The sequence below is a fragment of the Phytohabitans sp. LJ34 genome, from assembly GCF_052068095.1.
In the GTDB taxonomy this organism is placed as follows: Bacteria; Actinomycetota; Actinomycetes; order Mycobacteriales; family Micromonosporaceae; genus Phytohabitans.
Window position 1 is genome coordinate 24398 of sequence record NZ_JBQHDG010000012.1, and the last position, 19099, is coordinate 43496.

Annotated in this window: 17 protein-coding genes; 5 read left to right on the top strand and 12 right to left on the bottom strand. The window is 70.0% G+C overall.

What is annotated here, in order from left to right; translation table 11 throughout:
• The first annotated feature begins 170 nt into the window (after positions 1-170).
• Positions 171-2417, top strand: a complete 2247-nt coding sequence (locus ACTMTJ_RS21670; RefSeq protein WP_441219323.1) for an EAL domain-containing protein — start codon at positions 171-173, stop codon at positions 2415-2417.
• The gene (locus ACTMTJ_RS21675) at positions 2380-2673 is read left to right on the top strand and encodes a hypothetical protein (RefSeq protein ID WP_441219325.1); all 294 of its coding nucleotides are present in this window, start codon (positions 2380-2382) and stop codon (positions 2671-2673) included. The genes ACTMTJ_RS21670 and ACTMTJ_RS21675 overlap by 38 nt, the downstream gene beginning before the upstream one ends.
• A gap of 93 nt (positions 2674-2766) precedes the next feature.
• Here ACTMTJ_RS21675 and ACTMTJ_RS21680 read toward each other — a convergent pair whose 3' ends face one another.
• The 3 genes from ACTMTJ_RS21680 to ACTMTJ_RS21690 all read right to left on the bottom strand — a co-directional run bounded on the left by ACTMTJ_RS21680 (position 2767) and on the right by ACTMTJ_RS21690 (position 6095).
• Positions 2767-3186: a hypothetical protein gene (locus tag ACTMTJ_RS21680; RefSeq protein WP_441219327.1), complete on the bottom strand. Its 420-nt coding sequence runs from the start codon at positions 3184-3186 to the stop codon at positions 2767-2769.
• Positions 3187-3349: 163 nt separating this feature from the next.
• Positions 3350-4963 (bottom strand): peroxidase family protein, encoded by a 1614-nt coding sequence (locus tag ACTMTJ_RS21685; protein ID WP_441219329.1) that lies wholly within the window; start codon positions 4961-4963, stop codon positions 3350-3352.
• A 148-nt stretch (positions 4964-5111) separates the two neighbouring features.
• The gene (locus tag ACTMTJ_RS21690; protein WP_441219331.1) at positions 5112-6095 is read right to left on the bottom strand and encodes a zinc-binding dehydrogenase; all 984 of its coding nucleotides are present in this window, start codon (positions 6093-6095) and stop codon (positions 5112-5114) included.
• Positions 6096-6150: 55 nt separating this feature from the next.
• Here ACTMTJ_RS21690 and ACTMTJ_RS21695 point away from each other — a divergent pair, with 55 nt between their 5' ends.
• Positions 6151-6912: an AraC family transcriptional regulator gene (locus tag ACTMTJ_RS21695; RefSeq protein WP_441219332.1), complete on the top strand. Its 762-nt coding sequence runs from the start codon at positions 6151-6153 to the stop codon at positions 6910-6912.
• Here the strand turns inward: ACTMTJ_RS21695 and pdxR are convergent.
• A complete protein-coding gene (pdxR, locus tag ACTMTJ_RS21700) occupies positions 6890-8281 on the bottom strand; it encodes a MocR-like pyridoxine biosynthesis transcription factor PdxR (RefSeq protein ID WP_441219334.1) in 1392 nt (463 codons plus the stop codon). The two genes, ACTMTJ_RS21695 and pdxR, sit on opposite strands and share 23 nt — an antisense overlap.
• Positions 8282-8327: 46 nt before the next feature.
• Between pdxR and ACTMTJ_RS21705 the strand changes: the two genes are divergently transcribed.
• Complete coding sequence (locus ACTMTJ_RS21705; protein ID WP_441219336.1) at positions 8328-9572, top strand: MDR family MFS transporter; 1245 nt, start codon at positions 8328-8330, stop codon at positions 9570-9572.
• On the opposite strand, the gene ACTMTJ_RS21710 is transcribed toward ACTMTJ_RS21705, so the two are convergent.
• The 7 genes from ACTMTJ_RS21710 to ACTMTJ_RS21740 all read right to left on the bottom strand — a co-directional run bounded on the left by ACTMTJ_RS21710 (position 9565) and on the right by ACTMTJ_RS21740 (position 15722).
• Positions 9565-10173, bottom strand: coding sequence for a dihydrofolate reductase family protein (locus tag ACTMTJ_RS21710; RefSeq protein WP_441219338.1), 609 nt, complete (start codon positions 10171-10173; stop codon positions 9565-9567). The genes ACTMTJ_RS21705 and ACTMTJ_RS21710 overlap by 8 nt on opposite strands.
• A 65-nt stretch (positions 10174-10238) precedes the next feature.
• On the bottom strand, positions 10239-11060 hold the full coding sequence (locus ACTMTJ_RS21715; protein ID WP_441219340.1) for a helix-turn-helix domain-containing protein: 822 nt from the start codon (positions 11058-11060) through the stop codon (positions 10239-10241).
• A gap of 20 nt (positions 11061-11080) precedes the next feature.
• Positions 11081-12391: an FAD-dependent oxidoreductase gene (locus ACTMTJ_RS21720; RefSeq protein ID WP_441219342.1), complete on the bottom strand. Its 1311-nt coding sequence runs from the start codon at positions 12389-12391 to the stop codon at positions 11081-11083.
• The gene (locus ACTMTJ_RS21725; RefSeq protein ID WP_441219344.1) at positions 12391-13338 is read right to left on the bottom strand and encodes a phosphotriesterase family protein; all 948 of its coding nucleotides are present in this window, start codon (positions 13336-13338) and stop codon (positions 12391-12393) included. Before ACTMTJ_RS21725 ends, ACTMTJ_RS21720 begins: the two co-directional genes overlap by 1 nt.
• A gap of 10 nt (positions 13339-13348) precedes the next feature.
• The gene (locus ACTMTJ_RS21730) at positions 13349-14041 is read right to left on the bottom strand and encodes an SDR family oxidoreductase (RefSeq protein ID WP_441219346.1); all 693 of its coding nucleotides are present in this window, start codon (positions 14039-14041) and stop codon (positions 13349-13351) included.
• The gene (locus ACTMTJ_RS21735; protein WP_441219348.1) at positions 14041-14814 is read right to left on the bottom strand and encodes a sugar isomerase domain-containing protein; all 774 of its coding nucleotides are present in this window, start codon (positions 14812-14814) and stop codon (positions 14041-14043) included. Before ACTMTJ_RS21735 ends, ACTMTJ_RS21730 begins: the two co-directional genes overlap by 1 nt.
• On the bottom strand, positions 14811-15722 hold the full coding sequence (locus ACTMTJ_RS21740; protein ID WP_441219350.1) for an ROK family protein: 912 nt from the start codon (positions 15720-15722) through the stop codon (positions 14811-14813). Before ACTMTJ_RS21740 ends, ACTMTJ_RS21735 begins: the two co-directional genes overlap by 4 nt.
• A 49-nt stretch (positions 15723-15771) precedes the next feature.
• On the opposite strand from ACTMTJ_RS21740, the gene ACTMTJ_RS21745 reads away from it, so the two are divergent.
• Positions 15772-16482 (top strand): GntR family transcriptional regulator, encoded by a 711-nt coding sequence (locus ACTMTJ_RS21745; RefSeq protein ID WP_441219352.1) that lies wholly within the window; start codon positions 15772-15774, stop codon positions 16480-16482.
• 665 nt (positions 16483-17147) lie between these two features.
• Here ACTMTJ_RS21745 and ACTMTJ_RS21750 read toward each other — a convergent pair.
• On the bottom strand, positions 17148-19094 hold the full coding sequence (locus ACTMTJ_RS21750) for a putative Ig domain-containing protein (protein ID WP_441219354.1): 1947 nt from the start codon (positions 19092-19094) through the stop codon (positions 17148-17150).
• Between the last annotated feature and the right edge of the window lie 5 nt (positions 19095-19099).

Here is a 19099-nt window from a genome sequence, read left to right on the forward strand (position 1 = left end):
TCGCTGTGCCTAGTCTCGCATCGAGGGTGCGTGGAGCGCGGGTCTTGATCACGACAGTTGACCCGAATCGTCATTGATCAACGTGACCGGTGGCGGCGTTTCGCTACTATCACCAAACACCGCATTGGAAAGCGCTCCGCATCCGGAGGGCACTAGCTCGGAGACGTTCGGTGACAGATCAGCGCCTCGCGGTAATTATCGGTGTGGACGGCCCCGGTAGTGCGGGCGATGCGGACAATAACGGCAAGTCGGCTGCCCTGCCCAGACTGCATCACGCCGAGGACGACGCCAAGGCCATCTACAAAACCCTCTGCGATCCGCGCACGGGCACCTTCGATCCGCGCGATGTCCGACTATTCGTCGGACCGGACACGACCGCGGAGCGGATCAAGCGCGCCCTGATGGAGATCATGAGCGAGTCGAGCACATCCGATGTGCTCGTCTTCTACTTCGCTGGTCATTCGTTGACGCCCGCGTGGAGCCGGGCTACCGACACCTACCTGGTGACGCCGGAGCTCAATCAGTCGGCCCTCGCGCGCGATCCTGACGCGGGGCTCCGGATGACCTTTCTGAAGCGCGACATCCTCGAGGCCTTTCCCGGAAACGCACTGCTGATCCTCGATTGCTGCCGCGCCGGGACGCTGTTCAGCGCGCCCGGCCGCGACGTCGACATGATCAGCGTGGGTGGCCGGGAGAGGGCACGCTACACCGCTTTGATGGCCAGCGCCGCCGATGAGTTCGCCCGCGAGGATCCGTCGCTGGGCCACGGTGTTCTGACGTATCACGCGCTTCAGGCCTTGCGTGGCGAGGCGGCCGACGCTAACGGCCATGTCACGTTCCAGAGCCTCGGCACCTATGTCACGAGCCAGGAAATCAGCCCGGACACGGGCTTCTTCACCCAGACATGGGGACGCGGCACGGTCTTGACCCGACCGGATCCGTCGAAGACGGGCCGCCATGTCGCACCGCCGCCTGCGGACTACATCACGACAACACCGCTGACGAACCCGCTCGACGGATTCGTTCCCGCTTTTCGCCGACTGATCGACCGGCTTTCGTACGGCGCCCGTGATTCGCGTCCGCGCGTCGAGTACCTGAAATCAGCGCTGGACGCCGATTCCGTGGCGGTTGTCGAATACTCGGCATCAGGATTCAAGGCAATCGACGCAACACTTGGGTTCGACGTGGAGTACGTCCAGGATCTGCTCCGGGCTGGAAACGCGCTGGACCCGCTCTGGACCGGGCATCACGCCGAAGACGAGCGGCGGTCCCTGCTGACGGTTCCGCTGAAACGCAACGGGGACACCATCCTCCTCCTCGCGGTGATGAACCCGTCGACAGAGCTTGTGAAAATGGGTGAGCCGCTCGCAAAGGTCCTCCAGAGCGTCTGGCGTACGGACATGGCGGCATCTCCCGACGAGGCGGAGATCCACGTGCTGACCGATCTCCGCAAGGCGTTCGGTCGCCTGCCCGGACCCCTCTACGAGCGATACCGCCAACTCCATAGGAAGGCGCTTGAATCTCTGACCATCGTCTTCCAGCCGATCATCACGCTCGAGAAGATCGCCCGACATGTCGGCGTGCACAGCTACGAAGCCCTCGCCCGTCGCTCGCCGACCGATCTGAGTGCGCCGGTCGCTCTGTTGCAGACGGCGCGTGCCTGGGGCGACCGCATGGTCGTCGAGCGAGACCAGATCATCGTGGCGAAGACGCTCTCCGCCTACGCCGACGCCCACGCACACCGCGACTGTCCCTGGGACATACCGAAGCCGGTATCGGTGAACGTCGCCGTCCGCTCCCTGCTCAGCGACTCGTACGTGGAGTCCCTCAAGCACGCGCTCGAGGCGGCCGAGCTAAACCCGGAGGGCGTCACGCTGGAGATCTCGGAGCAGGATCCGATCAAGCCGCGTACGGACGAGCAGTGGCCGGACGAGCCACACGCCTACTTCCACAAACGGTTGGTGCGGATCGGCCGCGACCTGAAGATCTCTTTCGCCGTCGACGACTTCGGCTCGGACAACGCGTCGCTCTCCCGGATGGCCGAGCTGCCACTGACGCAGATCAAGGTCGATCGTGCGGTCCTGCACCATCCCACCGCGCTCACGGAGCTCCAGTTCGTCGAGCGGATCGCGCGGCACTCGCGCGACCGAGGCGAAGCGAACGCCTCACGAGTGGTCATCGTCGAAGGCGTCGACAACGAGTCCCCGGTCACGCTCCGGCAGATTTACGACGTCCCTATCCGGCACGTGCAGGGCTACATAACGCAGGAACCCGCGGCGCCGACGCTGCGGCAGTTGAGGGACGACGTCCGTGAGGACATCGCCGCCCGAGTCCGAGGTGATGATGAGAAGCGTCAGACTGGCTTTGCCCGAGGAGATAGTGCGGGACGCCGGCATCCCGTACGAAGGTCTGCGTGACGTCCAAGGAGTCGTCCTGGCCATCGAGGAGGGCGTCAACGTCACCGCGAGCATCGTCACGCTTGTCGCGCTGAAGCAGTATGCGCCGCAGCTCGCCGCCGCGATCCGCCGCTGGCGGCTGAAACAAGCCCCCTCGTCGCGAACCCTCACGGTCAAGGGCGACGGGATCGATCTCACGATCGATCTGCCGCCCAATATCAGTACGCAGGAGCTCCTCCGGCGGCTCGCCCCGCTGCTCGACGAGGAAACGAACTGATACGGCGTAGGCCGCGGCCGGGCGAGTGCCCGACGCGTCAATTGCCTCACCCCAGGCCGGGTGAGGCAATTGATCAATCGATCCGGTTCGGAATCAGCACGGGCGAAGGTCTCGGATCTCGTTTCGCGCGGTGGACTCGCCGGCGATGACGGTTTTCGTCGGGTACTTTTGGGGCCCGCGAACCGTTACCGCCTGTCCTGGCCACCCGTACCACCTCCAGCCGCCATCTCTGGTGCTGAAGTAGTAGGGATCGGCGCAGTATCCAGCGCCGATGTAGAAGCCGCCGGCACCCTGCCAGTCGAGCACGGGACCGTCGGTCCGCTGGCCGGCGGGCAGGATGGCGTCGTAGTTGGCAGTGGTGGGCCAGGAGTAGATTACTCCGATCCCGATACGGTTTTCGGGCTTGTTGTAGATGTAGCTCATCGACGCCGGCAAAGCGATCGCCGGTGTGCCCATCGACACGACGGCGACTACTGGCAAGGCAAGCAGCAGCAACCTTTTCAGATACGTCATATTTCGCCTCTCCGATCAGCGCGATGCGGCGCATCGATCTAGGAAACGATCGTACGATCGAACAACTTCAAAGCTGTTTCACCGCCGCTTCGGGTGCGACGTCGAATCGGAGGGATGCGGTGGTGTCCTGGCCGCCCGCCGGCGGCCAGGACTCGACGGGTCGCTACTGGCGGCGGCTCGCGGGGTCGACGCGCGCCCACCGCAGCAGGTCGGTCATCGTGAACCTGCCCGCCGTACTACTCGGCAGCGACGGGCGGAACCCGGTGTTGAGGTACGAGAACTCGTCGCGGGCGAGCAGGCCCAGGATGGTCTCGGCGACGATGCGGCCGCCGACCGGTCCCAGCCGCACCCCGTTGTGCACCACGGCGGCTTCGCGCAGCACGTAGTACCAGAGGGGCGTGCTGGACTCCAGGCCGAGGCCGAACGCACGGAGTTCCGGGAAGTTGCTGGACGCGAGCACCGGCGAGCCGGTCGCCGCCGCGATGCGTTGGCCGGACGGCAGCGACCACGTGAGGTGGCGCAGCAGGTTGCGCTGGGGGAGCGCGGTCGGCGGGTCGCCGCTGGCGATGGCCTGGAGCGGCAGGTCGAACAGCGGCGTGGAGATGTTGGTGTCGATGCGCTTGTTCGGCCGTACGTGCTGGGTCTGGTCGCCGCCGAAGTCGAAGAACGTCTGCCAGCCGACGAACCGCCGGCGGGCCCGCGCCCGGCCGCGCAGGTCGACAGGGTCAGGCTGCCCAGCCCCGGCCCGGTCGAAGATGAACCCGAAGAACGGTGCCGGCGCGCCGGTGGCGTCCCGGTCTCCGGCCAGGTTGGCGCGGTACGACGGCCGCACCAGGCTGTGCCCGAAGCGGTACACGCCGGTCTGGAACTCCACCGGGATGGTGGGATTCCCGAAGCGGTACCAGCGCAGGCCGTTGCGGAAGATGTCGTCGACCAGCGGCTGGCCGACGATCTGCGGCAGGAACTCGTGCACGACGATCCACTGCCAATGGTGGATCATCGTCCGGCGGGCGTAGAACCACACGTCGCCCGGCAGGTTGTTGGCGCGCCGGAAGTCCACGGTGCGGTTGTGCGCCAGCAGGAAGGCGGCGTGCAGGCCGCTGATGATGAGGTTCTCGTCGTTGCGGGGGTCTCCGATGATCGCCGTGCGGTCACTCATGCGGGGCAGGTCCTCGAAGAGGCCACCGCTCTCCACCCGAAACTTCGCGGCGTCGGACGAGCTGTAGAGCTGGGGGCTGGCCGTGGGCCCGCCGCCGTACACGGAGTCGAGGTCGATCCGCGCGTCGCGGGTGTTGCGCGTCTGGGTCGGCTCGGTCGCCACCCCCAGCCGCGAGACCGTGTCGAACGTGACGTCGTGGTCGAGGAACTGGCCGACGAACGTCGTGCCGGCGGTCATGTCGCGCAGGTCCTGGTCGCGGTTGTCGGGGCTGAGCTCGGGGTTGGTGATCAGCCGGATCGGTCCTTCGTGCAGCGGGTCCTTGGCGTCCATCAGGCCGCCGGCCCGGCCCAGCTCCAGCATCGCCTCACGGACGGCCGCCGAGCCGGGGTTGGCGAACGCCGGAAGCTGGAACATCCGGCTGAAGCGGGGGTCGGGCGCCGCCAGCACCGCCGGGCCTTCGACGGTCTCGGCGAGCGGCTCGAGGCCAGGGCTTGTGTCGACGCCGGCCAGCGCCTCGGCTCGGGTCAGCGCGAGGGTTCCGGCGGTGCCGGCGACGGTGGCGCCGAGCCCGCGCAGCAGGCGGCGGCGGCCGATCGTCTGTTGGTCGGATCTTGGCATGGGTGTCTACCTCCCGGTCCGGCGCCCAGGCACCGGCTCCCGGTCGGAGAGCGCGCATACGCTGGGCGCTGCCGGGCAGTGTTCACCCCCGCCGACCCGGCCGACAGGTCCCTAAGGGAATCCCCGCCGGACGCCACGCGGTCAGCGCTCACGACGCGCCGCCGGGCAGCATGACCACCTTGCCCGCGGCCAGGTTGTCCTCCATGTACCGATGTGCGGCGGCGATGCCGTCCAGGCCGAAGACCCGGTCGATATTCGGCCGGTATACGCCGGCCTCGACGTTGCGGACGACCCGCTCCAGCGTGGCCGTGCCCGCGCCGCCCTTGACGTCGTCGCTGTGGAAGGCCGTGAGCCGGGTACCGGAGGGAATCATCGCGATCGGCTCGAAGTCCCGGATCAGCCATCCGCTGAGGGAACCGGCCACGCAGACGGTCCCGCCCCGCCGGACCAGGCGCAGCGAACTGACGGCTGTGCTCGCCCCGACGAGGTCCAGGACGTGGCTCGGGCCCTCCGACCACGGTGTGTGCAACGGGCCGCCCTCGTCGAGGAGCACGTGGTCGACGCCGGCCGCGGTCAGCCCGCCGGCCTTCTCCAGCCGGCGGGTCGTGGCCGCGACCTCGACGCCGTGGCCGTGCGCGATCGACGCGGCGGCCATGCCCACCGACGACGTACCGCCACGGATCAGCAACCGCCCGCCCGGCCGGAGGTCCAGCGCGTCGAGGGCGCCCTGCGCGGTCAGGTAGGTCTCCGGCAGCGCGGCCAGCACCTCCCAGGGCAGCGTGGTGGTCACCGGCATCAGCAGCGGGTTCGGCAGCAGCACGTATTCGGCGTAACCACCGTCGAACGCCCGGCCCATCTCTCCCATCACCGCCGCGACGGTCGTGCCCTCCGGCAGCGAAGGATCGGTCGAGGTCGCCACGACACCCACGCATTCGATCCCGAGCACACGCGGGAACCGCACGCTCGGCGAATGCCCTTGACGGGTACGCAGCTCCGAACGGTTGAGGCCGGCGCCCATCACCCGGACCAGGCTCCAGCCCTGCCGCACCCCCGGCACCGGCAGCTCACGAACCTCCAGGACATCGGGGCCGCCCGGCCGCACGCACACGGCCGCTCGCATCGTCGTATCCATGCGTCGAACTGTCGTCAGGCACCGGCGCGGCGGCCCACCGTTAGAATGCCAACTTATGCCGGTAGCCCGCCAATCCCGGATATGGCCCTCCGGTGGCGTGCACCTGTGGCCGTCGGGCGGGACCAGCCGGGCACACTCCCATCCACGCGGGCATCTGGTGTACGCGGCCGGCGGCGTGCTGTCCATCCACACCGAACGCGGCACCTGGATCGTTCCGGCCAACCGGATCGCGTGGATCCCGGCACAGTCCGTCCACCACCACCGCGCGCACGGCGAGACGGACATGCGGATCGTCTTCCTGCCGCCTTCGCTGGCTCGGCTCGCGCCCGCCCACCCCGCAGTGCTCCTCGCCTCCGGCCTCGCCCGCGAGGTCCTGCTCACCCTCACCGGCACCCGGCGGCTCGACCGCGGCGCCCGCGCCCGCCTGCACCGGGTCCTGGTCGACGAGCTCCGCGAGGCGCATGAACAGCCCACCCACCTGCCCGAGCCGCGCGATGACCGGTTGCGGGCCGTAGCTCGCATCCTGGACGACAACCCCGCGGACAACAGCCCGCTGGCCGTGCTCGGTCAGCGGGTCGGAGCCGGCGCCCGCACCCTCAGCCGCCTCTTCCACGACGAGCTCGGCATGACGTTCTACGAATGGCGCACCCAGCTGCGCATCGGCCACGCGCTCGTCCTGCTCGCCGAGGGCCACGACACGACGCGCGTCGCCCACGCCTGCGGCTGGGCGAACCCGAGCAGCTTCATCGCCGCCTTCACCGCGATCGTCGGCACCACCCCCGGCCGCCACCGCACTAGCCGGGTGGAACGGGATTGAGGGCGCCCGCGATCGCGGCGGCAGCGGCTCGCAGTCGGTCCGCCCCGACGTTGCCGTAGCCGATCACCAGGCCCGGATAGGGCGCGGTGGTCATGGCGTACGCCGACAGGGGTGCGAGCCGGATCCCCTTGCCCGCCAACCGCTTGGCCAACTCGCGGTCGTTCACGCCGTCCGGCAGGCGCAGCACGACGTGCAGCCCGGCCGCGATGCCGACCGGTTGCCAGTCCGGGAGTCGGGTCGCGAGCTCCGCCAGCAAGGCGTCCCGGCGCTGCCGGTAGAGGCGGCGGGTCTTGCGCAGATGCCGGTCGTAGCCGCCGGATCGCAGTAGCTCGGCGAACCCGGCCTGCTCGAGAACGCCGCTGCCCCGGTCGTAAAGCCGTTTGCTTTCGACGATCTGGGCTCTGCGCGGTCCGGCCAGCGCGAGCCAGCCCAGCCGCAGCGCCGGGGCGAGGGTCTTGCTCGCGGTGCCGAGGTAGGCGACGTGTTCGGGGGAAAGTGCTTGCAGCGCACCGAAAGCGGGGCGGTCGTAGCGGTGCTCGGCGTCGTAGTCGTCCTCGACGATCAGGCCGTCGACCGCCTGTGCCCACCGCACGAGGGCTCGGCGGCGTTGCGGGCTGAGCACCACACCCAACGGGTACTGGTGGGCGGAGGTCACGACGACCGCGCGGCAGTCGGTGCGCTCCAGGTCTGCCACCCGCAGGCCCTCGTCGTCGACCCGGACCGGCACCGGGCGCAGACCGTGCTCGATGATCAGCTCAAGCTGGCCCGGGTAGCTCGGATCCTCGACGGCGACTTCGGTGTGGCCCGAGTCCCGCAACGAGCGGACCAGAAGCACCAACGCCTCCGCCGAACCATGCGTGATCACGAGGTCGTCCGGCTGGGCGGCCATCGCTCTGACGCGGGCCAGGTAGCCGGCCAGCTCGTCGCGCAACGCCGGGAGCCCTGCCGCTTCCGGGTAACCAAGCTCGTGATCGGACAAGCTCTCCAGCCCGATCCGGCAGGCGGAAATCCACGCGGTCCTCGGAAAGGCGCCGAGCGCGGGCATCCCGCTGCGTAGGTCGTAGTGCCAACGAACCGGCGGCGCGGGTGCCGCCACGGCGGACGAGGAGGTGACCGAGGCGAGCGCGACACGGGTGCCCGAGCCGCGCCGGGCCGCCAGATAGCCCTCGGCGGCGAGCTGGTCGTAGGCGGCGGTCACGGTACCCCTGGCCACGCCGAGCTGCACGGCAAGGTCTCGGGTGGAGGGAAGCCTGATCCCGGCGGGCAGGTGGCCGGAGCGGATCGCCTCCCGCAGGGCGCGCTCGAGCCCGCGCGGTCCCACCGCGGTCGGCAGCAGCAGCTCGCGGAAAGTGGACCAATTTTCCTCCATCGAAGTGGAGCTTATTTTCGGGCCACTAGAACCACAAGGTCGTCCCATGGACGTCATCACGCGCTGGCTCCGGGAGACCACGGGCGGCTTGCCGAAGGTCTTCTGGTACCTGTGGAGCATCACCCTGATCGGCAACATCGCCTCGTTCGTGCTGATCTTCTTGACCTTCTACCTGCAAAGCGCGCGAGGCTTCACGGCCGCGCAGGTCGGCGTGGTGCTGGCGGTAACCGGGGTGGGCAGCGTCATCGGCAGCACACTCGGCGGTGTGCTGGCCGACCGGTGGAGCCGGCGCCGCACCGCGATCACGGGCTACCTCGTCGTCATGGTCTCGCTGCTCGGCACGGGTATGACGGACGACCTTTCGGTGATCATCGCGATGATGCTGGCCAACGGGATAGGCATCGCGTTCGCCGGCACGGCGAGCAGCGCGCTGGTCACGGACGTGGTCGCGGAAGCGGACCGGACCAGGGCGTTCAGCATCAACTACTGGTCGATCAACATCGGCACGGCGGTCGCGGCACTGCTCGCGCCGGTGGCGATGCGGGCGGACTTCTTCCTGCTCTTCGCGGTCGACGCGGCCGGTGTCGCGATACTGGCGATGATCATGTTCGCCCTGATACCGGAGACGCGGCCGACCGCGGACGGATCGGAGCCGACGTCCTCGATCACTCCGGGTTCGCTGCGCAACGTGCTGAGCGACCGGGTCTTCCTCACCTTCGTGGTGCTGTTCTTCGTGTTCCAACTGATCTTCAAGCAGAACAACGCCGGACTGCCGTTGGCCGTACAGCGCGACGGGCTGGACGCGACCGCCTACGGCTGGATCTACGTCGTCAACACCCTGCTGATCGTGGTCGGGCAGCTCTTCGTGCCCCGGCTGATCCGCGACCGGGCGCACTCGAAGGTCCTGGCCCTCGGCGTGTTCCTCGTCGGAGTCGGCTTCGGGCTGACCGCACTGGCCGATGTCGCCTGGTTCTACGCGGTGACCGTCGCGGTCTGGACGCTCGGCGAGATGGCCTACTTCTCCGTGCTCGACGCGAGCGTCGCCGGCCTCGCACCAAGCCACCTGCGGGGCCGGTACTTCGGGGTCTTCTCGTCGGCGAGCCAGCTCTCCAGGTTCGCCGCGCCACTGTTCGCCGGATACCTGCTGCACAGCCACGGGGAGTTGCTCTGGATCGCCTGTCTCGTCATGGGTGTCGGCGCCGCGGCCGCCTACCTACTGACCGCGCGACTCCGTGAGCACCGGATAGCGCGGCTCCGAGCCCCCGCACCCATCCCCGCGGTCGTCAGCTGACGTCGTACAGCAGGTGCGTGACGCGGTCGCCTTGGGCCACCCGGGTCGGGTTGTCCAAGGTGATCACGTCGCCGGAGCCCATCGCGCCGAAGAACGGGCGGCCCGATCCGAACACGACGGGAACGACGTTCATCACGATCTGGTCGACGAGCCCGAGGCGCAGCGCCTGACCCCCGATCTGCCCGGCGGCGACGTCGACGATCCGGTCGTCGCCCGCGAGCGCCCGCGCCTGCTCGATCGCCGACGCGACCCCGTCGGTGACGAAGGTAAACGGGGCGGTCCCCGCGTGCTTCCAGTCCGTCGGCGGCTTGTGCGTCACGACGAAGACATGCTCGCCGGCGGCCGGCACCCCACCCCAGCCGTCCGTGAGGTCGAAGGTCCGCCGGCCCATCACGACACAGCCGATGCGCGGGTACGTGGCCCTGATGAAGTCGATGGAGGGGCGCGTGCTGCGCATCGGGTGCTCCTCCGGCGCGCCGCTCCAGGTCCACTCGACGTCGCCGTTTCCCGCCCAGTCGAAGAGCGGGCCGACGTCGTCGCTTTCGTTGGCGATGAAACCGTCGATCGAGACGGCGGCGCAGCCCATGATGACCTTGCTCACTGGATCTCCTCGCGTCGTGGTGTGCCGATTCTGGTGCGGATGCCGGCGCGGGCGCTTGTAAGAAATCAATCGGCGGGCAACGGCCCGACGTCGAGGGCGTTGCCGGGGTGCTCGGCGAGGAAGCGCCGCCGCAGCGCCAGGTACGCCGTCGGCGTGCATCCGGTGAAGGCCTGGAACTCCTTGACGAAGTGCGACTGGTCGAAGTAGCCCGCGCGGAACGCGAGGTCGCCCCAGTCGACCCTCGCGGCGGCGTCGACGCTGAGCACGGCCTTCGCGAACCGGTAGGTGCGCGCGAGTCGCTTCGGCGTGATGCCGACGATCTGCTTGAACCGGTGGGCGAGGTGCGTGGTGCTCACACCGGCGTCCTCGCACAGGTCACCGATCGACACCGCACCGGACGCGCCGGCGATCCTCCGGCTCGCGTGCCGTACCAGCCCCAGGCCGGGCACCTCCGCGACCCGCCGCCGCAGCTCGTCTTCGAGCAGCGCGAGCATCTCGCCGGGGGTGGATGCCGCGTCGAGCCGGTCGCGCAGCTCGTCGCCGTAGCGGCCCCACACCTGCTCGACGGTCAGCGGCAGGTCGCAGGCCTCCGAGCCGGGTATCCCGACGAACGGCGCCCAACCCCACGGCTTGAAGTGCACGCCGACCGACCGGGTGAACGCCGGGTACGCGAAGTCGAGGTAGCGGGTAGCCGTGGTCAGCAGGCATCCGTCGGCGAACACTCCCGAGTCGCCGATCAGGAAGCGGTCGCCGAGATTGAGGATCAGCACCGCGGACGGCATGGGCGGCAGCTTGAAGCGCGGGTACGGCGGGGCGCCCTCGAGGTAGTACAGATCGTCGACCAGCCGGTCCAGCGGCGGCCGTGGCACCCGGGACACGTACCTCACAGTGGAACAGTAACCCCGCCCTACAGGATCGCGCCGTCGTCGCGGAGGCGGCCCTGGAGGGTCTTCACGTCGACCTCGCGCGCGGCCTTGCCTTCCGCGGCGCCGAGCGCGGCGAGCGTCCCCGCGGCCTGGCCCATCGCCATGCACTGGGCGATGGAGCGCGCGCTGGCATGCGCCTCGTGGCTGGCCGACAGGCACCGTCCGGCGACGACGACGTTGGGCAGCCCGACCGGGAGCAGGCAGCGCAACGGGATGTCGTACGTGCCGTCGTCGGGGATGTACCGCCAGAGGGTGTCGGTGCCGCCGCTGTGGTCCTCGATCGGGGCGCCGCACCGGGCGATGGCGTCCGGAAACCGCCGCGCGCCGAGCACGTCCTCGGCGGTGAGCCGGTAGTCGCCGTGGATCCGGCGGGCCTCCCGCACGCCGATGTGCGCCGACAGCCCGACCAGCGCCGCCTTCTCGTAGCCCGGCACGAGGTCGCGCAGGAAGCGGACGTACTCGCCGACCTGCCGCCGTCCGGCGATCTCGGCGCGGCTGAGCTGGTGGACGTCGGTCGGGTCGACGCCCTCGACCCGGGTCATGTTCGCCAGCGAAACGCCTTCGACCGGGGTGCGGTGGATGCTGCCTTCCTGGCGCGGCAGGTCGTAGTCGCCGCCGCGGGCGGCCCGCGCCATGAGCGCGAACAGCTCCTCCTTCGGGAACGAGCGGGCGCGTTCGGTGTCGACGCCCGCGACCCGAAACGTGGTGGTGAGCGCCTGTACCGGTGCGTCCGGCCGCGCCGAGTCGAACCCGGCCCCGGCGCGCGCGCAGATGTCCGCGTCGCCGGTGGTGTCCACGACGGTGTGCGCGGCGACCCGCAGCAGGCCGTTTCTGGTGGCGAGCAGGACGTCGGTGACGGCGCCGGTCTCCGGGTCGGTCGCCGTGTCGAGCGCGGTGGCGTGGAACAGCACGTCCGCGCCGCTGCCGGTGACGAGCTCGTCCCACAGCATGGTGAGGACCTCCGGCGAGTACGTGACACCGCCGCCCGCCCCGTACGTGTTGGGCCGGATGAACGCCGCGTCCCGCGCGGTGAGGTGGCCCACGACCTCCTGGGCGATGCCGCCGACGACGTGCAGGTTGGGCCCCGGCGTGTAGAAGCCGTAGAACGTGTCCAGCACGCTCGTGCCGATGCCGCCGAGGGTGCCGTGGCGCTCGACGAGCAGCACGCGGGCGCCGGTCCGGGCCGCGGCGATCGCGGCCACGCAACCCGCCGATCCGCCGCCGGCGACCAGAACGTCCACAGTGGGCAGTGTCCGGATCTCGTCGAGTACTGGGAACGCGGGTGCTGGCATCAGGAGGCGTCCTTCGTGGCGAGAAACCGGGCGGGGTTGGTGCGAGTGATCCGGTCGACCGGCTCGTCGCCGACGCGCCGCCTGAGCCGGGGCAGGAAGTCGCGGCCGAGCACGTCCATGCCCGGCCCGCCGCCGTACGACCGCAGCATCGTGCGGCGGCCGACGTCGGTGCCGAGCAGCAGCCGGTCGGCGTGGCCGCCGTCCAGCACCCGTTCGATCAGGGCGACGAGGTCGGAGTCGGGCCGGTACTTGACGCGGCCGACCGTGTCGTAGAGCAGGTACGCGCCGCGTCCGGCGAGTTCGCCGTGCAGTTCCGGATCGGGGTTGCGGTCCATGTGCGCGAGGGCCACCCGGTCGGCGGTCAGGCCGCCGGCCTCGGCGAGGTCGAGTATCTCGGCCGCCAGCGTGCCGATCTCGCAGTGCGCCGCGAGGCCGACACCGGTGAGCCGGGCCGCCTCGATGCCCACCTCGATCCGGAGCCGCTCGCCGGCGGTCATCCGCTGATAGGAGGCGCCGACCTTCACCACGCCGGCGCGCACCGCGGTCGGCCGCGGTGCCGGCCCGCGCCAGTCCCGATCGTCGATGCCGGTACGCAGGTCGGTCAGCACGACGTCCAGCAGGACGCCGGCGTCCTCGCGGTGCACCCAGTGGTCGGCGGCGTAGTGCGCGTCGCGGTGATACCCGGTGGCGAGCACGACGTGTACGCCCGAGCGCTCCGATATCTCGGCCAGTGCGGCGGGCCGGCGCCCGAGCCCGACGGTGGTCAGGTCGACCACGGTGTCGATGCCGCCGCGGGCGACGAGATCCAGCTCGGCGCGCATCCGGTCCGGGTCGTCGAAGTGCTCCCCGGCCAGGAACGGGCTGGACAGGAACACGTGCTCGTGCGCGTCGACGGCGCCGAGGCGGCCGGCGTCGACCTGTCCGCGAACCGTCTGGACGAAGGGCATGGCGGCACTCCTAACGCAGGTTCCAGCCGCCGTCGGCGGGCACGACCGCACCGGTGATGGTGCGGGCGGCGTCCGACAGCAGCCAGAGGATCGTCGCGGCGACCTCCGCGGGCTCCAGGGCCCGCCGGCTCAAGGGGTGGAGCGCGGCCATCGAGCGGGCGATGTCCGGGTCGCCCAGCGCGCGGGCGGCCATCGGGGTGTCGACAAGCCCCGGCGCGACGATGTTGACGCGAATGCCCGAGGGCGCCGCGGCGTACGCCGCCGACCGGACCAGCGGCACCAGCGCTCCCTTCGCGCTCGCGTAGGCGACCGTGAGGAAGTCGTCGGCGAGCGTCGTGGCGAGCGCCGAGCCCACCACGACGACCGCGCCGCCGCGGGGCAGCGCCGGGATGCCGGCCCGCAGCAGGCGGAAGACGGACTCGTGGTTGACCCGGTGCACCTCGGCCCAGGCCTGATCGGTGCACCCGGTGACCGGACCGTCCCCAATGGACCGGCCGCTCATCCCGATGGCGTGCACGATGCCGTCGAGGCCGCCGAGGCGCTCGGTCGCCTGCCGCACCGCGAGCTCGGCGCCGCCCGGCTCGGTGATGTCGACCGTGTCCCGGTCGACGCCGTGGGTGGCGTGGCCGCCGGCTTCCAGCGCCGCCATGACCGCGGCGCCGATGCCGCCCCGGGCGCCGGCGACGAGGACGCGCGACGGCATCAGCGCAGCTCCTTCTTGCGCAGCGCGGCGGCGGCCCGCGCCGCATGGTCGAGGTACGCGTCCTCGAAGAGCGCGGCCGACCGTTCCGCGCCGACGAGCTGCCCGCTGGTGAGCACGGAGGGCATGCGTCCGGCCGCCACGAGCAGCTCGGCCGTACGGACCTTGATTTCGTTGACGATGGCGACGGCGGCGAGGGTGCTTCCCGGGCCGACCGGGGTGTCCAGCCCGGGGATCGAGCAGAGCGCGTCGCCCACCGGTGTGCACAGGTCGATGACCACGTCGGCGTGGTCGCGGAGCTTGGTGCCGGAGGAGTGGCGGGCGGCGCCGGCGTCGGTCGCGGCCAGCGAGGTGACCGCGATGACCGGCAGCCCGGCCTTCCGCGCGCCCATGGCCATCTCGATCGGCACCGCGTTCAGTCCGGTCGCGCTGAAAATGATCATGCTGTCCCGCGGGCGCAGCTCGAAGTTCGCGAGGATGGCGTCCGCGAGGCCTTCGACCCGCTCGATGAACATCGCCTGGCGCTGGCCGTTCGCGCCGACGACCTGGGTGTGGAAGGTCATCGACAGCTCGGCCAGCGGGCTGAACCCCGGGTAGGAGCCGTAGCGGGGAAACAGCTCCTCGATCGGGATGCGGGAATGCCCCGTGCCGAAGGCGTGTACCAACCCGCCGGCGCCGATCGACCGGGCCGCGATCTGGCTCGCCCGCTCGATCGGGTCATGCTGGGTCCGGTCGAGCTCGTCGAGAACGCGGCGAGCCTGCTCAGTCCATCTCACGGGTGCTCCAAGCGTTGGTGGGTTTCGCGCGCGCCGATCGCGGCGCCGATCGCGGCGGAATGGTCGGTGAAGTGCGCGAGCCGGACCGTCGACGGCCCGATCAGCGGGGCCACCCGGGCGAGGTGCCGCCCCACGACCTCCACCAGGCCCGGGTACTGCCGGGCGAGCCCACCGCCGAGGACGACGTCGGAGATCCCGAGCAGGGCGCACGCGTTGGTGACGCCGTACGCGATCGCGGTGCGGGCCCGGTCGACGATCTCCGCCGCCGCCATGTCGCCGCGCGCGGCCGCGGCGAAGACGTCCGCCGGCGTGGGCCCGATCCCGGCGGCTCGTGCGGCCGCGACAAGCCCCGCGCCACCGGCGATGGCGTCGACGCAGCCGAGGTTGCCGCACCCGCACGGCGGCCCGCCGGGCTGGACGCTGACGTGCCCGACCTCGCCGACCCGGCCCGCCGCGCCGCCGAGCAGCTCGCGCCGCAGGACGACGGCACCGCCGACGCCGGTGCCGACCACGAGGAAGAGCGCGTCGGTGAGCGCGGTCGCGGCGCCGAGGTGCAGCTCGGCGAGGGCGTACGCGCGGGCGTCGTTGAGCAGCGCCAGGTGCCGTCCGGTGTCGCGGGCCAGGGCGTCGCGCAGGGGAAAGTCGCGCCACTGACCGGGCAGGTTCGGCACGATGCCGGTCCGCCCGGTGGCCTCGTCTACGTGCCCGGGGACCGTGATGCCGACGCCCCGCGCGTCGCCGGCCCGCTCGGCGATCAGCGCGGCGACCCGCGCCACGACGGCCCGCTCGCCGTCCTGAGGGGTCGGCGTGGCACCGGAGTCGGCCAGCGTTTCGCCGTCCAGGACCGCCCACTTGATGTTCGTCCCGCCGACATCGACGCCGAGCCAGCTATCTAGCCCTCTAGACATACGGTAGCGTGACCTCGACGGCGGTTTCGGAGAGAAGGGAACAACGGCTGTGGTTCGCGCCGGCACCCCGCGCTACATGGTGATCGAGGAGCATCTCCGCAAGCTCATCGGCGCCGGTCAGCCCGGTGACCCACTGCCCAGCGACAGCGAGCTGTGCGAGCGGTTCAGCGTCAGCCGGATGACTGCCCGGCAGGCCGTCATGCGCCTTGTCAACGAGGGCGCGATCTATCGCGTGCCGGGCAGCGGCAGCTTCATCGCCGACCGCCACATCCACCGCGGCATGAACAGGCTGCTGTCCTTCACCGAAGACATGCGGGCGCGCGGCCGCGTGGTCAGCTCGCGGGTGCTGAGCGCCGGGCTGCGTGAGGGCGCGCCGGACGAGCTGCGCGCGCTGCACCTCGCGCCGGGCGACCGCGTGGTCGCCGTCACCCGGGTGCGCCTGGCCGACGGCGTCCCGCTGGCCCTGGAGCGGGCCGTGCTGCCGCCCAGCATGGCACCGATCCTGGAGGCCGACCTGGCGACCACGTCCCTGCACGAGCTGTCGCGCGAGCTCGGCAGGGAGCCGACGAAGGCGCTCGGCTCGCTGACGGCGGTCACCGCGTCGCCGCTGGACGCCGAGCTGCTGGAGGTCAAGGTGGGCGGCGGGTTGCTGGTCGAGCGCCGCACGATCCTCGACCAGCAGGGCGCCCCGATGGAGTACACCGAGACGTCGTACGTGGGCGACCGGTACCTCTTCGACGTCGTGCTCGAACGCGGCTGACACGGACTTCACCTCGACCCCGTCAAGCTATCTAGACAGCTTGAATCTAAGTGATGCCGTTTCCAAGGTCAAGGCCGGTGCGTCGTGCTCCTGTATAGCGACAATGACCTGGCCAATGTCCGCGCCCGTCGCGTCAGCTTGCGATCTCAAGGGAGCTAGTCATCTAGAGGGCTTGGCGAGTGTTGTGATGAAGGATTCGGGTCGCTACAGCGACCCGAACCCCTCTAGAGACTTTTCGGAGTCGAGGTGGCCGGGCGCTAAGTTCCTTTTAGGACAAAGATTTGAGCTACCGCGATGTCCGTCGTGGTCCAGACCGCCGCTCCCGCGGCCTCGCCCGTCCGCCGCTGGTCGCGCTCACCCCGTTGGGCCGCCGCGACGGTCGCTGTTTGTCCACAATGCCTGCTCCCGGATCGGCGCTCTGGGAAAGCAACAGGGGTTTCGCCGCCGCCGATAACCGCCGCCGCGGTGTGAGCGGCGCGGGATTCGAGATCTAGAAGAGCTAGGGCGCTACTTCAACCCTAAGCCTCCTAGATCTCGAAGTCCCGCCCGTGGGCTGGTCACGCTATGTCAGGATGGTGCCCGCGGGAGCAAACGGCCCGCCGCTGACGCGGACCCGGGACATCCGCTACGAAGAAACCTGCCCCCGGAAGCTCTCCTGGTCGCTCTCAGCTGAACGCCTTCACCTCCAGTAGCCCCACGGACAAGTTCGGGGCGCTTTGCAGGAGCACGCGCAGCCGTGTGGTGCTCACGGCGGAGAAGGTGGCCGTGTTGTACTGGTTGCCGGCCACCGGGTACGTGCTGGCGCCGGGAACGTCCACGTAGGAGCTTCCGTTCCAGTACTGCAAGCGCCACGACGACGGCAGGTCGATGCCCTGGTTGTCGTCGAAGAAGTACACCTGCGCCTGGCTTAGCGACTGCGGCGCCGACCAGGTGAGCTCGGCCCACTGCTGGCCCTGCTCCGGCCACGTGCCCCAGCGGTTGCCCTGGTTGGGCGCGCCAATGTTGGAGCTCGCCGGGTCGCCGCCGGTGTTGATCGCCGCGCAGCTCTCCCACGACGAGGTGAACGAACACGACGTGGTCGCCTGCGTCGCGAGGTTTCCGCCGCCGGGGTTGCCGCCGCCGCCGACGGTGAGCTGGAACGCGCGCGTCACCGGCGTGCTGAGTGCGTCGTAGTCGCGCAGCTCGACGGTGAACGAGTACGTGCCGGCGGTCGTCGGGGTGCCGGTGATGGTGCCGGTGAACCGGTCGAGGGTCAGCCCGGCCGGCAGCGCGCCGGACGTGACCCGCCAGTCGTAGAACGGTACGCCGCCCTTGGCGGTGAGGGTTTGCTGGTACGCCTGTCCGGTGGGGGCATTGGGCAGGCTGGTGGTGACGATCGACGGGGCGAGGAAGGGGGTGAGGTTGCGGTTCAACGGCCAGCCGGCGTTCTCGGCGACCAGCAGCGCCAGCTTGGTGAGCATCCAGCGGCGGGTGGGGAACAGGTGGTTCCAGCCGCCGCTTTGTCCGCTGAGGCGGTCCCAGTACGGGGAGGTGCCGGGGATGTGGTAGCTGCTGTCCAGCGGCACCGTCCGGCCTTGGTAGGCGATGACCTCCGCGTCGTTCGCGCCCTGGGTGTTGACGTAGTTGCGCATGCCGGCCCAGTCGCTGTGGTAGGCGACCGCGTGGCCGTACTCGTGCATCACCAGCCCGTGCACGTCCAACACCGACCCGGCGATCTCGGTCCGGTACCAGTCTTCGTCCGCCAGTGAGGTGAACAGCTGCTTGCCCGCCTCGTCGTATTCGAAGATCATCGCGGTGGAGCGGTGGATCGGGCCGGGCAGTTGTTGCCCGTTGCGGGTGTGGTAGCGGCCGTTGTTGGCCGGGTAGCCGGTGGAGTACGGGGTTTGGATGCCGCGGAAGTACACCCACATGCCGTTGTAGGCGGCATTGTTGGTGACGTTGATGGTGTTCTGCCAGTCGTTGCCGGGTAGGTGGTTGGGTTCGGCGCCGGCCGCGACCGTGTCGAAGGGTTGCAGGTTGAAGAACCGGTACCAGTCCTTCACGGCCTCCTCCGCCGCCGTCCGGAAGGCGGCGTTGTTGAAGTAGCCGGTGATGTTGTCGTACCGGTAGTCGAAGTTGATCGGGATGGTGGGTTCGAGCGCCGTCTTCTGGTCCTGCTGCACCCGGATCGGCATGGTCTGGGCGAGCGTGCTGTTGTCCGCCGCCCGGATGTTGAGCCGCAGCGTGTAGAGCTCGTCGGCGCCGGGGCCGCGTTTGGAGTGGATGGCCAGCTTGAAGGTTTTCTGCTCCGACGCGTTCGCGAAGGTGAGCTGTTTGGTGGCACCGGTCGCGGTCAGCTGGCTGGGCAGGTCCATCATCAGCCGGGACGTGCCCTCGGCCTTCAGATCGATCGTGACCGGAAACGGACCGCTGGCCGGCGGCCGCACGGTCAGCTCGACGTACGGATTGGCGAGGTAGCCCTCCCAGTCCACGAGCTTGACGCCGTAGTCGTTGACGGTGCGGCCGAACCTGTCGACCACCGTGGCCGCACCCACGGCGTAAGCCGGCCCGGCGACGACGACCAGCAGGGAAGCGAGCAACACGAGCACCGCGGGCATGATGGCGCGTTTCATGTCGG

Excerpts from the sequence above, each read along its gene's own strand:
- ACTMTJ_RS21680 (WP_441219327.1), bottom strand. The coding sequence starts at position 3,186 with ATGACGTATCTGAAAAGGTTGCTGCTGCTTGCCTTGCCAGTAGTCGCC.
- ACTMTJ_RS21685 (WP_441219329.1), bottom strand. The coding sequence starts at position 4,963 with ATGCCAAGATCCGACCAACAGACGATCGGCCGCCGCCGCCTGCTGCGC.
- ACTMTJ_RS21690 (WP_441219331.1), bottom strand. The coding sequence starts at position 6,095 with ATGGATACGACGATGCGAGCGGCCGTGTGCGTGCGGCCGGGCGGCCCC.
- ACTMTJ_RS21695 (WP_441219332.1), top strand. The coding sequence starts at position 6,151 with ATGCCGGTAGCCCGCCAATCCCGGATATGGCCCTCCGGTGGCGTGCAC.
- pdxR (WP_441219334.1), bottom strand. The coding sequence starts at position 8,281 with ATGGAGGAAAATTGGTCCACTTTCCGCGAGCTGCTGCTGCCGACCGCG.
- ACTMTJ_RS21705 (WP_441219336.1), top strand. The coding sequence starts at position 8,328 with ATGGACGTCATCACGCGCTGGCTCCGGGAGACCACGGGCGGCTTGCCG.
- ACTMTJ_RS21720 (WP_441219342.1), bottom strand. The coding sequence starts at position 12,391 with ATGCCAGCACCCGCGTTCCCAGTACTCGACGAGATCCGGACACTGCCC.
- ACTMTJ_RS21725 (WP_441219344.1), bottom strand. The coding sequence starts at position 13,338 with ATGCCCTTCGTCCAGACGGTTCGCGGACAGGTCGACGCCGGCCGCCTC.
- ACTMTJ_RS21730 (WP_441219346.1), bottom strand. The coding sequence starts at position 14,041 with ATGCCGTCGCGCGTCCTCGTCGCCGGCGCCCGGGGCGGCATCGGCGCC.
- ACTMTJ_RS21740 (WP_441219350.1), bottom strand. The coding sequence starts at position 15,722 with ATGTCTAGAGGGCTAGATAGCTGGCTCGGCGTCGATGTCGGCGGGACG.
- ACTMTJ_RS21750 (WP_441219354.1), bottom strand. The coding sequence starts at position 19,094 with ATGAAACGCGCCATCATGCCCGCGGTGCTCGTGTTGCTCGCTTCCCTG.